11 protein-coding genes are annotated in these 13391 nt (G+C 74.5%); 6 read left to right on the top strand and 5 right to left on the bottom strand.

What is annotated here, in order from left to right:
* Window positions 1–23 precede the first annotated feature (23 nt).
* From AB0C35_RS32020 to AB0C35_RS32035, 4 genes are all read left to right on the top strand, one after another.
* The gene (locus tag AB0C35_RS32020; RefSeq protein ID WP_358464113.1) at window positions 24–815 is read left to right on the top strand and encodes a hypothetical protein; all 792 of its coding nucleotides are present in this window, start codon (window positions 24–26) and stop codon (window positions 813–815) included.
* Complete coding sequence (locus AB0C35_RS32025; RefSeq protein ID WP_358464116.1) at window positions 812–2329, top strand: DNA polymerase Y family protein; 1518 nt, start codon at window positions 812–814, stop codon at window positions 2327–2329. The genes AB0C35_RS32020 and AB0C35_RS32025 overlap by 4 nt, the downstream gene beginning before the upstream one ends.
* A 9-nt stretch (window positions 2330–2338) precedes the next feature.
* Window positions 2339–5602: an error-prone DNA polymerase gene (locus tag AB0C35_RS32030; RefSeq protein WP_358464119.1), complete on the top strand. Its 3264-nt coding sequence runs from the start codon at window positions 2339–2341 to the stop codon at window positions 5600–5602.
* A 287-nt stretch (window positions 5603–5889) separates the two neighbouring features.
* Window positions 5890–8049, top strand: a complete 2160-nt coding sequence (locus tag AB0C35_RS32035) for a protein kinase (RefSeq protein ID WP_358464122.1) — start codon at window positions 5890–5892, stop codon at window positions 8047–8049.
* A 45-nt stretch (window positions 8050–8094) separates the two neighbouring features.
* On the opposite strand, the gene AB0C35_RS32040 is transcribed toward AB0C35_RS32035, so the two are convergent.
* From AB0C35_RS32040 to AB0C35_RS32050, 3 genes are all read right to left on the bottom strand, one after another.
* Window positions 8095–9024 carry a Ppx/GppA phosphatase family protein gene (locus AB0C35_RS32040; RefSeq protein WP_358464125.1) on the bottom strand — a complete coding sequence of 310 codons (930 nt, stop codon included), beginning with the start codon at window positions 9022–9024 and terminating at the stop codon, window positions 8095–8097.
* Between the two features lie 164 nt (window positions 9025–9188).
* The gene (locus tag AB0C35_RS32045; protein ID WP_358464128.1) at window positions 9189–10064 is read right to left on the bottom strand and encodes a ribokinase; all 876 of its coding nucleotides are present in this window, start codon (window positions 10062–10064) and stop codon (window positions 9189–9191) included.
* A gap of 86 nt (window positions 10065–10150) precedes the next feature.
* Window positions 10151–10369, bottom strand: coding sequence for a hypothetical protein (locus AB0C35_RS32050; RefSeq protein ID WP_358464131.1), 219 nt, complete (start codon window positions 10367–10369; stop codon window positions 10151–10153).
* A gap of 108 nt (window positions 10370–10477) precedes the next feature.
* On the opposite strand from AB0C35_RS32050, the gene AB0C35_RS32055 reads away from it, so the two are divergent.
* Window positions 10478–11536 (top strand): DUF2293 domain-containing protein, encoded by a 1059-nt coding sequence (locus AB0C35_RS32055; RefSeq protein WP_358464134.1) that lies wholly within the window; start codon window positions 10478–10480, stop codon window positions 11534–11536.
* A gap of 28 nt (window positions 11537–11564) precedes the next feature.
* Here the strand turns inward: AB0C35_RS32055 and AB0C35_RS32060 are convergent, their stop codons facing one another.
* The gene (locus AB0C35_RS32060) at window positions 11565–12014 is read right to left on the bottom strand and encodes a MarR family transcriptional regulator (protein WP_358464137.1); all 450 of its coding nucleotides are present in this window, start codon (window positions 12012–12014) and stop codon (window positions 11565–11567) included.
* Window positions 12015–12117: 103 nt separating this feature from the next.
* On the opposite strand from AB0C35_RS32060, the gene AB0C35_RS32065 reads away from it, so the two are divergent.
* Window positions 12118–12465: a DUF1801 domain-containing protein gene (locus tag AB0C35_RS32065; RefSeq protein ID WP_358464140.1), complete on the top strand. Its 348-nt coding sequence runs from the start codon at window positions 12118–12120 to the stop codon at window positions 12463–12465.
* A gap of 59 nt (window positions 12466–12524) precedes the next feature.
* Here AB0C35_RS32065 and AB0C35_RS32070 read toward each other — a convergent pair whose 3' ends face one another.
* Window positions 12525–13340, bottom strand: a complete 816-nt coding sequence (locus AB0C35_RS32070) for an SDR family oxidoreductase (protein ID WP_358464143.1) — start codon at window positions 13338–13340, stop codon at window positions 12525–12527.
* Window positions 13341–13391: the final 51 nt, after the last annotated feature.

The raw sequence follows: 13391 nt of genomic DNA on the forward strand, positions 1-13391 counted from the left end.
GAGGGGGCGAGAGGAGGGCGACCGTGCCGGAGGCGGCGCTGCGGGACCTGGTGCTGGACACGGCGCCCGGTGATACGACGCTGCGCGACACGGTACCCGTGCTGCCGGCGCTGCACCCCGTGCTCCCCGGCGGGCTGCGGCCGGGCTCGGTCGTCGGTCTAGACGGGCTCGGCGCCGCGTCCCTCGGCCTCGCGCTCGCCGCGGGCGTCTCGGTTCACGGCGGCGAGGACGGCACGGGCGGCTGGTGCGGCGTCGTCGGGCTCCCCGGCTTCGGCGTGGCGGCCGCCGCCGGGATGGGCGCCGCCCCCGAACGCCTCCTCCTCGTCGACGAGCCCGGCGACCGCTGGCCCGACGTGGTCGCCGCGCTCTGCGAAGCCGTGGACCTGGTCCTGCTGTGCCCGCCCGAACGCCCCGGCGCCGCCGCCGTCCGCCGGCTGTCGGCGCTGGCCCGCAAGCACGGCTGCGTCCTCACCCTGACCGGCGCGTTCGCCCGCAACTGGCCGGGCACCCGGCTCCGGCTCCGCCTGGACGACGTCGCCTGGGACGGCCTGGCCGACGGCCACGGCCGCCTCACCGGCCGCCGCGTCCAGATCGTCGCCGAGGGCCGCGACGCCCCCGGCCCCGGCCGCCGCGCCCGCGTCTGGCTGCCCGCCCCCGACGGCACGGTCAAGCCGGTGGAGACCGCGCGTCCGCCGCTGGAACTCGTCCCGGAGCCCCCGGCGGACGGGCCCGTGGCCGACGGGGGCCCCGTCCATCGCAGGCCGTCCGGTGCCCTGCCGCATGCGGGCGTCCCGGTCGAGGAGGGGATCGCGTGACGCGGGTCCTGGTCGTGTGGTGCCCGGACTGGCCGGTCACGGCGGTGGGCGTGGACGCCTCCACCGCCGGGGCCGTGGTGGTGCAGGGGCAGGTGGCCGCCTGCACGGCGGCGGCGCGGGCCGAAGGGGTGCGGCGGGGGCAGCGGCTCCGGGACGCGCAGCGGCGCTGCCCGCGGCTGGTGGTGCGGGACCGCGACGTCGACGCGGAGGGACGGCTTTTCGAGACCGCCGTGGAGGCGATCGCGGAGCTGACGCCGCGCGTCGAGGTGGTGCGGCCGGGGCTGTGCGCGCTGCCCGCGCGCGGCCCGGCGCGGTTCTACGGGGGCGAGGAGGCGCTGCGCGTCCTCGTGCAGGACACCGTCGTCGAGGCCGGATACGACTGCGGGTCGGGGGTCGCGGACGGGCTGTTCGCGGCGGAGCTGGCCGCGCGGGCCGGGGAGGGCGGCCTGGTGGTGCCGGAGGGCGGCGCGGCGGCGTTCCTCGCGCCCTACCCGCTGCCGGTGCTGGACCGGCCGGAGCTGGCCGACCTCCTGCGGCGCCTCGGCGTCAAGACGCTGGGGGACTTCGCCGCACTGCCGTCCGGCCACGTCGCCGCGCGCTTCGGGACGGACGGGGCGCTCGCGCACCGGCTGGCCAGGGGCGAGGAACCGCGCCCGCTCGCGCCGGCCAAGGCCGCCGCGGACCTGTCGGTGCGCGCCGCGTTCGACCCGCCCGCCGAGCAGGCCGAGCGGGTCGTGTTCGGGGCGAAGCGGCTCGCCGCCGAGCTGCACGAGGGGCTCGCGGCGGGCGGGCTGGCCTGCGTCCGGCTGGAGGTCGCGGCCGGGTTCGCGGACGGGCACGTGCTGCGGCGGCTCTGGCGGCACGACGGCCTTTCGGCGCTGGCGGTGGCCGAGCGGGTCCGGTGGCAGCTGTCGGCCTGGCAGCCGCAGGGCGCCCAGGCCGACGCCGTCTGGGGCGGGGTCACGTGGCTGGAGCTGGCGCCCGACCAGATCGTCCCGGACGAGGGGCGGCAGGAGGGGCTGTGGGGCCGCACGACCGTCACCGACCGCATCGCCCGCGCCGCCGACCGCATCCAGGCGCTCCTGGGCCACCAGGGGATCAGCCGGCCGGTGCTGGTGGGCGGGCGCGGGCCGGGCGAGCGGGTCGTCCGGGTCCCGGTCGGCGACCTGGCCCCCTCAGGTCTGCCCGAGGGGCCGTGGCCGGGGCGCGTGACGGGGCCCGCGCCGGCGGTCGTCTCGGCGGAGCCGTCCCATGCGGAGCTGGTCGACGCGTCCGGCGACGCGGTGGTGGTGTCGGCACGGTGCGAGGTGTCCGCGCCGCCCGCCGTGCTCACCGTCCGGGGGCGTCCCGCCGCGGTGACCGGGTGGACGGGCCCGTGGCCCGCCGACGAGCGCTGGTGGGACCCGGACCGCTCGCGGCGCAGGGCGCGCTTCCAGGTCGCCACCGACGACGGCGCCGCCTACCTGCTCACCGTCGAGGGCGGCCGGTGGCATGTCGAGGCCGTCTATGACTAGGGGCGGCTGATGGGCTGGCACAACCCGCCGATCCCGTGGCGGGAGTTCGAGGAGCGGCTGTCGTGGCGTCCCTCCGAACGGCGCCCGGACGAGCCGCCGGCGGCTCCCCGCACCCCGCACCGCGCCGTCGCGGACGTGCCGTGGGCGGAGCTGCACTGCCACTCGTCGTTCAGTTTCCTGGACGGGGCGAGCGACCCCGGGTCGCTCGTCGCGGAGGCGGCGCGGCTCGGCGTGGAGACGATGGCGATCACCGACCACGACGGCATGTACGGGGCGGTGCAGTTCGCGCAGGCCGCGCACGACGCCGGCATCGGGACGGTCTTCGGCGCGGAACTGAGCCTCGGCCTGCCGGGGCCGCAGACCGGGGAACCTGACCCGGCCGGACGGCATCTGCTGGTGCTCGCGCGGGGCGCCCCCGGGTACGCGCGGCTCTGCTCGGCGATCACCGCCGCGCAGCTCGCGGGCGGGCGGAAGGGCCGTCCCGTGTACGACCTGGACGCCCTCGCCCCCGACGGGCACTGGGCGGTCCTGACCGGGTGCCGGAAGGGCCCGGTCCCGGCGGCGCTGGAGGCGGGCGGGCCGGACGCGGCGGAGCGGGAGCTGCGGAACCTCGCCGGGATGTTCGGCCGCGAGAACGTGTTCGTCGAGCTGATCGACCACGACCAGCCGGACGACGACCACCGCAACGACGCCCTGTTCGGCCTGGCCGGGCGGGTGGGGGTGGACGTGGTGGCGTCCAACAACGTGCATTTCGCGGCGCCCGGCGCCGATGCGCGGCTGGCGCAGGCGATGGCGGCCGTCCGCGCCCGCCGCAGCCTGGACGACATGGTGGGCTGGCTCCCGGCGGGCGGCACGGCCCACGTCCGGAGCGGCGCGGAGATGGCGAAGAGGCTGGCGCGCTTCCCCGGCGTCCTGGAGAGGACCGTCGCCCTGGCGAAGGAGTGCCGGTTCGACTTCGACGTCGTCGCGCCGCGCCTGCCGGACTGGCCCGTCCCCGACGGGCACACCGAGGCGAGCTGGCTGCGGCAGCTGGTGAAGGAGGGCGCGCTCAAGCGGTACGGGCCGCCGGAGCGGGAACGGATCTCCGGCGCGTACGAGCAGATCGCCAAGGAGCTGGACGTCATCGAGCAGCTCCGCTTCCCCGGCTACTTCCTGATCGTGCACGACATCGTGGAGTTCTGCCGGAGCAGGGGCATCCTGTGCCAGGGACGGGGATCGGCGGCGAACTCGGCGGTCTGCTACGCGCTCGGCATCACCGGTGTCGACGCCGTCCGGCACGGGCTGCTGTTCGAGCGGTTCCTGTCGCCGGGACGGGACGGGCCGCCCGACATCGACCTGGACATCGAACACCGCCGCCGTGAGGAGGCCATCCAGTACGTCTACGGCAAGTACGGGCGCGAATGCACGGCCCAGGTCGCGAACGTCATCAGCTACCGGCCGCGCATGGCCGTCCGCGACGCGGCGCGGGCCCTCGGCTTCTCCCCGGGGCAGCAGGACGCGTGGTCGAAGGGCATCGATCCGCGTGACCCCGTCGGCTCGGAGGCCGACATCCCCGCGCCGGTGATGGAACTGGCGAACCGGATGCTGACGCTCCCCCGGCATCTCGGCATCCACTCCGGCGGCATGGTGATCGCCGACCGGCCCGTCGGGGAGATCTGCCCGATCGAGTGGGCGACGATGCCGAACCGCAGCGTCCTGCAGTGGGACAAGGACGACTGCGCGGCGGCCGGGCTGGTGAAGTTCGACCTGCTCGGCCTCGGCATGCTCGCGGCGCTGCACGACTGCTTCGACCTGGTGGACGAGCATCACGGACGGCGGTACGACCTGCAGTCGGTCCCGGCGGAGGACCCCCTGGTCTACGACATGCTGTGCGACGCCGACACGATCGGGGTGTTCCAGGTGGAGTCGCGGGCGCAGATGGCGACGCTGCCGCGGCTGAGGCCCCGCGAGTTCTACGACCTGGTGGTGGAGGTGGCGCTGATCCGGCCGGGCCCGATCCAGGGCGGGTCCGTCCACCCGTATCTGCGCCGCCGGAAGGGCATGGAGCCCGCGACGTGCCCGCATCCGCTGATGGAGCCCGCCCTGTCGCGGACGCTCGGCGTGCCGCTCTTCCAGGAGCAGATGATGCAGCTCGCCGTGGACTGCGCAGGGTTCACCCCGGCGGAGTCCGACCAGCTCCGGCAGGCGATGGGCGCCAAGCGGGCACCCGAGCGCGTCGAGCGGCTGAAGCGGCGCCTCCTGGACGGCATGGCCGAACGCGGCATCCCCGCCGACATCGCGGAGAGCGTGTACGAGAAGATCCTCGGATTCACCGGGTTCGGGTTTCCGGAGTCGCACTCGCAAAGCTTCGCGCATCTCGTCTACGCGAGCGCCTGGCTGAAACGGCATTTCCCGGCCGCGTTCACCGCCGCCCTGGTGCGCAACCAGCCGATGGGGTTCTACAGCCCGCAGAGCCTTCTGGCCGACGCCCGGCACCACGGCGTCGTGGTAAGGGGCGTGGACATCAACGCCAGCGACGTCCACCCGGTATTGGAGGAACCCATCGAGGTCGGCTCCGACCATCCGCACGCGCCCGCCGAGCCGCAGCCCGCGATCCGGCTGGGCTTCGCCGGCATCCGCAACCTGGGCGACGAGACGGCGGAGGCCATCGCGGCGGGCCGCCCCTACACGAGCATGGAGGACCTCGCCCGGCGGGTGCCGCTGTCGGCGGGCGCGCTGGAGGCGCTCGCCACGGCGGGCGCGTTCGACCGGCTCCGCCTGTCGCGGCGTGAGGCGCTGTGGGCGGCGGGGGCGCTGGCGGGCTCCGGTCCAGGGCAGCTCGAAGGAGTGACGCCCGGCGCGTCCGCACCCGCGCTGCCGGCGATGACGCCGATCGAGGAGACGCTCGCCGACCTGTGGGCCACCGGCGTGTCCCACACCCATCCCGTGGCGCACGTCCGGGAGGCGCTGGACGAGCTGGGCGCCGTGTCGTCCAAGCGGCTCGCCGCGACGCCGGGCGAGACCAACGTCGTCGTCGCCGGGCTCGTCACCCACCGGCAGCGCCCGCCGACCGCCGGCGGCATCGTGTTCATGACGCTGGAGGACGAGACCGGCATCATCAACGTCGTGTGCCCGCCGCAGGTGTTCCAACGGCACCGCGGCCTCGCCGTCGACTCGCAGGCCCTGCTGGTCAGCGGCCGGCTGGAACGCGCCGACGGCGTCGCCAACGTCCGCGCGACCCGGCTGCGGCGCCTCCCGGTCCCCGGCCGCGTCCGAGCCCGGAATTTCCATTGAGTCGCCCTTGGCGTCGGGCCCCGGGGGCCCTCCTTCGGCGGGCCACTCGGCGATCGCTGCATCGCTCCGACTCGCCTTGCGGCTCACTGCGCGATCAGGTTTCTCGCAGGCTCGAAACCTGCCTTCGGACGCGATCGCGATGATTGAGGTCGCCTCGTGGCCGGGGCGGCGGTTGAGGAGGTCGCTAGAACCTTTGCCGGTCCTCTGCCATCGTATGAAGCGTTGGGGCCGCGTGCCGCCGCGTCGGCGGCCGCCAAGACGCGGCTCGTGGGCGAAAGGTGATCTCTATGGGCGGCCCGCGAGCGTCTTCTCTGCGCGAGCTGCGCCCGGAGGACCCCACGCGGATCGGCCGGTACCGGATCGAGGCCAAGATCGGCGAGGGCGGGATGGGCGCGGTGTACCTCGGCCGCGACCCCGACGGGCGTCCCGTCGCGGTGAAGGTCGTGCGGTCCGCGCTGTCCGACGACCGCACGTTCCTCGCCCGCTTCCACGACGAGGCCGCCAACGCGCAGCGCGTCGCGTCGTTCTGCACCGCGCAGGTGCTGGAGCACGGTGAGGACCTCGGCCTCGCCTACATGGTCACCGAGTACATCGAGGGCCCGTCGCTGCTGGAGCACGTCACCGAGAACGGCGCCCTGTCCCCCGGGATGCTGCACGGCGTCGCGGTCGGGGTGGCCGCCGCGCTCGTCGCGATCCACAGCGCCGGACTGGTGCACCGCGACCTCAAGCCGAGCAACGTGCTGCTGTCCATCTCCGGCCCCCGGGTGATCGACTTCGGGATCGCGCGGGCGCTGGACGTGGCGTCCGCGCACACCCGGACGGGCCAGGTCGTCGGCACTCCCGGCTGGATCGCGCCCGAGCAGATCACCACCCAGCAGGTCACCCCCGCCGTGGACGTGTTCGCGTGGGGCTGCCTCGTGGCGTTCGCCGCGAACGGCCGCAACCCGTTCGGGCAGGGCCCGTTCCAGCTCATGGCGGCCCGCGCCGTGCACGCCGAACCCGAGCTCGGGGAGCTTCCGAGGTCGCTGGCCCCGCTCGTCCAGTCCGCGCTGCGCAAGGACCCCGAGCAGCGTCCGGACGCGCGCGACCTGCTGCTCGCCCTCGTCGGCGGCGCGGCCGAGGCCGACGTGACGACCGAACTGGGCGAGGCGTGGGCGTCCCCGCCCCCGCCGGACGATCCCGGCGCCACCTCCCGAGACGTCACCGCCCGGTCCGCCGGCCCGCCGCCCGTCACGGCCGCCGCACCCCCGGCCGCGTCTCCGCCTCCGGCTGCGTCCCCTTCGCCGGCTCCCGCTCCGGTGACGGATCTGGCGCCGGACTGGCCGCTGGAACGGCCCGCCCAAGAACCGAAGACCGAGCCGGCCTACGAACGCAGCACCGCTCCCGCCGCAGAACAGCAGTTCGCAGAACAGCAGTTCGCAGAACAGCAGTTCGCCGCGCCTCCTCCCGTCCTGCCCCCGGTCCCCGGCTGGACGGACGGCCCGGGACGGCGGGGCGGGCGTGGCGGGCTGTCCCGGCGCACCGTGCTCATCGCCTCGGCGATGGTCGGGGTGCTGGTCGCGGGGGTCGTGGCCGGGGGGATCTACTACTTCAACCGGCCGTCCGGCGAGGCGGAGAACAAGGCCGGTCCGGCCGCGTTCCCCTCCGCCCCCATGCTCGTCCGGATCGACAACGAGGCGGGCTGGCCGAAGTCGTGCCACGCCGACATCGGCGTCTACAGGCCCGGCGAACCGGCCGCCACGAAGCTCATCGGCGGGGACCGGTGCGAGATGCTGCCCGAACCGTCCCCGGACCGCAGCCGCATCGCGTTCACCCGGACGGGCGGCGGCGAGTCCGAGGCGTGGGTGATGAACGCCGACGGCAGCGGCGCGCAGAAGGTCACCGACATCGCGGGCGGACGGCTGACCTGGTCACCGGACGGCGAACGCCTGGCGTACATGGGCAAGGCCGGCGACACCCGGCAGATCTTCACGATCACCCTGCAAGGGCACGAGGTCACACAGCTCACCGACGACGACTCGCCCAAGGACGACCCGATGTGGTCGTCCACGAACAAGCTGGTGTTCTGGAGCGAGCAGGACGACGTCCTGCAGCTCTACACCCTCGACCCGGACCGTCCGCGATCCGCCTGGACGAGGCTGACCAAGGACGGCGTGCGCGCGAACGACCCCGAATGGTCCCCCGACGGCTCCAAGATCGCCTACACGCGGGGCCCGGCCGACCGCAGCACGATCTGGGTGATGAACGCCGACGGGTCCGGAGGCCACGCGCTGACGACCGGCGGGCTGCACGACATGGACCCGGCGTGGTCCGCCGACGGCCGCTGGCTCTGCTACGTGCGCGGCGAGCTCAGCGACCCGGTGATCCGCGCCGTCCGGGCGGACGGCACCGGCGACCGGGTGATCACCCCGGCGGGCCGGACGTTCGGTCACCCCACCTGGATGTAGCACGGGCCGCCACCGCCCGGCCGGCCGCCCGCCCCGCGCCGGGACTCAGCCGGTGATCATGTCGAGGCGGCGCAGGATCACGCCTTCGCGCAGCGCCCACGGGCAGACCTCCAGCTCGCTCAGCTCGAACAGGTCCATCGCGGCGTCCGCGACGATCGCCCCGGCGAGCAGCTGCGGGGCGCGCCGCTCGGAGACGCCCGGCAGCCCGGCGCGTTCGGCGGACGGCATCGGCGCGAGCTTCTCGGCCCACTCGGTCAGGTCGGCGCCCGCCAGAGCACGCCGCTGGTACGGCCCCTCGGCGGTGGGCGCGGCGCCGCCGATCCGGGCGAGCTGCTTGAAGGTCTTGGACGTGGCGACCGCGTGGTCGGCCGGACCGTACCGGGAGACGTCCCCGACCCGGCGGGCGATCTCCGCCCGGACGTGCCGCCGCAGCTCACGGACCTCTCCCGGGGGCGGCGGGTCGGCGGTGAACCGGTCGCGGGTGAGCCGGCCCGCGCCGAGCGGCAGCGAGAACGCCGCGTCCGGTTCCTCGTCGATCCCGGACGCGATCTCCAGTGAGCCGCCGCCGATGTCGACCACGAGCAGCCGGCCCGACGACCAGCCGAACCAGCGCCGGGCGGCGAGGAACGTCAGCCGCGCCTCCTCCTCACCCGACATCGACCGTATGTCGATCTCCTTGTCGGCGCGGACCCGCGCGAGGATCTCCTCGCCGTTGACGGCGTCGCGGACGGCGGAGGTCGCGAACGCGACGAGGTCCTCGACGCCTTTGTCCTCGGCGATCTGCAGTGCCTCGTCGACGAAGTCGCGCAGCAGCGTCTCGCCCTCCTCGGACAGGCGGTCCCCGTCGTCGAGGTGGGCGGTGAGCTGCAGGTCCGCCTTGTGGGAGTACGCGGGGAGGGGCCGCGCCCCCTCGTGCGCGTCCACCACCAGCAGGTGCACCGTGTTCGAGCCCACGTCCAGCACGCCGAGTCGCATGAGCAAAAAATATCGGACGGCTTCGCCGCGATTCGGGACGACCAGGCCGAACCCGTCCTGACGAACCCGTTCCCGCACGTGGGGCGGGGGGCGGGGCACGGCACTGTGGCCCTCGCGCACGCACGGGCCGGCCGAACCCGGTCGGCCCCGGTTCGGCCGGCGGGTCAGCCCGCCGGCAGTTCGTCCGCCGTCGGATAGGAGCTCTGCGCCCCCCGCCTGCGCACTGCGGCGGCGCCCACACGGGTGGCGTAGCGGGCGGCGTCCCGCAGCGAGTCGCCGCGGGCGAGCCGGAGGCAGAGCGCGGCGGTGAAGGCGTCGCCCGCGCCGGTCGTGTCGACGGCGTCCGCCTTCGGGGACGGGATGGACGCCGTCCCCTCGCCGTCGGCGACCACGACCCCGTCGGCGCCGAGCGTGACGACGACCGACCGGGGCCCGGACCGGACGAGCGCCGCCGCCATCTCCTCCGGGCCGCCGTCACCGCCCAGCAGATAGGCGGCCTCGTGCTCGTTGACGACGAGGGGGTCGCAGAGGGCGAGCAGTCCGTCCGGGACGGGGGCGGGCGGCGAGAGGTTCAGCACGACCCGCCCGCCCGCACCGGCGGCGGCGCGGGCGGCGGCCTCGACGGCGGGCAGCGGCACCTCCAGCTGGAACGACACGACGGACGCGCCGGCGATCATGTCCGCGGCCGCCGCGATGTCGTCCGGGCCGAGGCGGGCGTTCGCACCGGGCGAGACGATGATGCTGTTGTCGCCGTCCGGCCCGAGCGTGATCAGCGCGACGCCGCTGGGCGCGCCCTCGGTGGTGGTCAGGTGGGCGAGGTCGACGCCGTCCGCGGCGAGGGCGGCGCGCAGCAGCTCGCCGTGCCCGTCGTCGCCGACCCGCCCGACGATGCCGACCCGCCCGCCGAGCCTGGCCGCCGCGACGGCCTGGTTGGCGCCCTTGCCGCCCGGATGGGTGGCGAGGTCGGAACCGAGTACGGTCTCGCCCGGCGCGGGCCTCCGGTCGACGCCGACCACCAGGTCCGCGTTGACCGATCCCACGACGACGACTTCCCAATTACGCGAATGCTGTCCGGTCACGGTGTAACCGACTACACGGGCCGGGCCCTCCGGCGCAACTCGTGGCACTACCGAGTGCGCAGCTCAGCGAGGTCCACCGCCTCCGCCAGCTCCTCCACGGACGGGTAGTAGCCGCGCCCGGCGAGCGCCCCGTTCCTCGTGACCAGAAACGCGCTGTGACCGTCCACACCGGCGAACTCGGCCAGCACCCGGTGCGCACCACCGAGCCGCACCGCCGTGACCCGCAATCCGCCGGGCCCCGTCCAGCTCCCCCGACCATCCTCCATATACAGAACGTTACGGCTAATAACATTCTGTGACTCATCCGGCCCCCGTGCCGCCTCCGTGCCGACACCGGTCCGATGGTCGCGCGGGGTCTTGTACGGTGGTGCGCCGTGAGCGAGGTGCACGAGTCGCGGCTGGCGCGCCGGGTGACCGAGGCCGCCGACGAACTGCTGCGCCGGTCGCGCTCGGTCGCCCCCGTGGACGTCTTCGCCCGCATCGGCTGGATCAACGCCGCCCAGGTCGACCGGTGGCGGCAGGGCAGGATCGAGCATCTGCACGATGCGATGAACGTCCGCCCCGACAAGATCGCGAGCGCGCTGCGGGCCCTGCGCTCCTGGGCGGAGGCGCAGAACCTCGAACCCGCCGAAACCGTCTACACCGCCGCCACCCGTGACCGCCGTCCCCTGCGCTTCACCGCCGGCGGAGGCGAACCCGCCGAACGCGAACACCGCACGCACTGGCTCTCCCCCGGCCTGACGCCCGCGCAGCGCGACCGCGTCACCGCCCGCGACGCCAAGGCCCCCGACCTCGTCGTCCTGCAGGCGGTGGCCGAGTGGACGTGCAGCGGCTGCCACGGCACCGGCGATTTCAAGATCGTCGAGGATGCGGTGCCGCTCTGCATGGCCTGCGCCGACCTCGGCCACCTCGTCTTCCTGCCCGCCGGGAACGCCGCACTCAGCCGCCGCGCCAAGAAGGAGAGCGGGCTGTCGGCCGTCGTCGTCCGGCACAACCGGCGCCGCAAACGCTACGAGCGGCGCGGCGTCCTGGTCGAGGAGTCCGCGCTGGAGCGGGCCGAGGAGCAGTGTCTCGCCGACGAGGACGCGCGCGCCCGCCGCCGCGACCGTGACCGGGAGCGCCGCACCGAACAGGACGCGGAGTTCGTGACCCGGCTGACGGCCGAGATCGTCCGGCTGTTCCCGGGCTGCCCCCCGGACCGCGCCGCGGAGATCTCCCGGCACGCGGGCCTGCGCGGCAGCGGCCGTGTCGGCCGGACCGCCGCGGGCCGCGACCTCGACGAGGACGCCGTCACGCTCGCGGTGGTCGCGTCCGTCCGGCACCTGGACACCGGATACGACGCGATGCTGATGGCGGGGGTGCCCCGGCGCGAGGCGCGCGACCGCATCCGCGGGGACGTGGACGCCGTCCTCACCGCGTGGCGCCAGGCCTGACGCCGCACCGGCCGGCCACCGGGGCGGGTCAGGCGGTCTGGCGGGCGCGCTGATTGCGGGCGACTTCCCGGAAGGCGTCCTTGAACGCGTCGAAGCGCTCTTCGCCCAGCGTCCGCCGGTGGCGTTGCTCGATGTCGGCGAGGATGGCGCGGGCCTTGGCGACCTCGTCGAGGCCGTGCTCGGTGGGGACGATCCGCTTGGCGCGGCGGTCGGCGGGGTCGGGTTCGCGGCGGACGTAGCCGAGCGCGACGAGTTCGTCCACGATCGTGCCGACGATCTGCTTGTGCTGCCCGGAACGGGCCGACAGTTCGGTGGCGCGCACGCCGGCGGGGTCGAGGAACGCAAGGACGGTGCCGTGCCGCGGCCGGACGTCCGGGTGCCCCTGCTCGGCCAGACGCCGGAACAGCTCCTCCTGCAGCGCCCGCATCAACTGGCCCGCCAGCATGCCCAGGTCGGGATCCCCGCGCTCCGCGCTCATGAGTGCCTCCCAGAAAATTTAATCACGAATCTTGACTATCAATGCCCGTGACTATAGCTTACTCCACGAGACGCGATCCACCGCACAGTGAGGGAACCCGGTCATGGCCAACGAGATCGACGCCTACGTCACGACGAAGCTCGACCCCAGGTACACCGAGATCCTCGCCGCGCTGCGGGCGCTCATGGCCGAGGGCGCGCCCGGCGCCGCCGAGTGCCTCACCTACGGCTCACCCGCCTGGCGCGGCAACAAGATCCTCGCCGTCATCAGCCAGAGCAAGACCCATCTCACCTTCGCGTTCGAGCGCGGCGCCGAGTTCGACAACGAACACGGCCTGCTGGAGGGCGTCGGCAAGAAGACCCGCCACGTCAAGATCAAGTCACTGGACGGGATCAACGAGGACGCCCTGCGCGGCTACATCGCCGAGGCCGTCCGCCTGGACCAGGCTTGACCCACGCCCGCGCCCCCGGCACTATTCCGGGGGCGCACGTTCGGCGGGGGGCGCGGCCGTCAGGTCACGTCCGTCGAGTGGGCCAGGTCCTTCTGGGACTCGACGTCCGCCAGCCGGTCGCTCAAGGCCGCGTGCACCCGGCCATAGGCGTCCGACCCCAGCAGCAGGCGGCGCGGCGGGACGTCGAGCGCGGCGGCGTCGATCATCGCGGCCGCGACCTTGGCCTGATCGCCCGGCATCTCGTCCACGGGCACCCTGTCGCCGCGCATGATGCCCGGGTTGGACGCGTACGCGGCGTGGACGGCGGCCCGCCGCACGGCGGAGTAGAACGAGGTCCGCACCATGCCCGGCTCCACCAGGGTGGTGCGGACGCCGAACGGCTCCAGCTCGGGGGCCAGCGCCTCGAAGAAGCCCTCTATGCCCCATTTGGTGGTGTGGTAGAGCGAGAACCCGGGGAAGGCCATGTGGCCGCCCATGCTGGACATCTGCAGGATCCGGCCCCCGCCCTGGGCGCGCAGATGCGGGACGACCGCCCGGACGAGCTGGATCGAGCCGGTCAGGTTGGTGGCGATCAGGTCGTCGATGTGGTCGTCGGTGAGTTCCTCGGCGGCCCCGGCGACCCCGTAGCCGGCGTTGGAGACGACGACGTCGATGCGGCCGAGGTCGGCGAACGCCGCGTCCACGACCTCGCGGAGCCGGGCGGTGTCGGTCACGTCCAGCGATCGCACCCAGAGCCGGTCGCCGTACCCGGCCAGTCCGGCGAGCCGGCCCGGGTCGCGGAGGGTCGCCGCGACGCGGTCGCCGCGGGCGAGCAGCTGCTCGGTCAGCTCGCGGCCGAGACCGCGGGACGTTCCGGTGATGAACCATGTCCTCATGCCTCCATCACACGGGGGCGGGGGCCGGCGAACAACGACGAAACCGCGCAC

It is taken from the genome of Spirillospora sp. NPDC048819 (assembly GCF_040650055.1).
GTDB lineage: Bacteria > Actinomycetota > Actinomycetes > Streptosporangiales > Streptosporangiaceae > Spirillospora.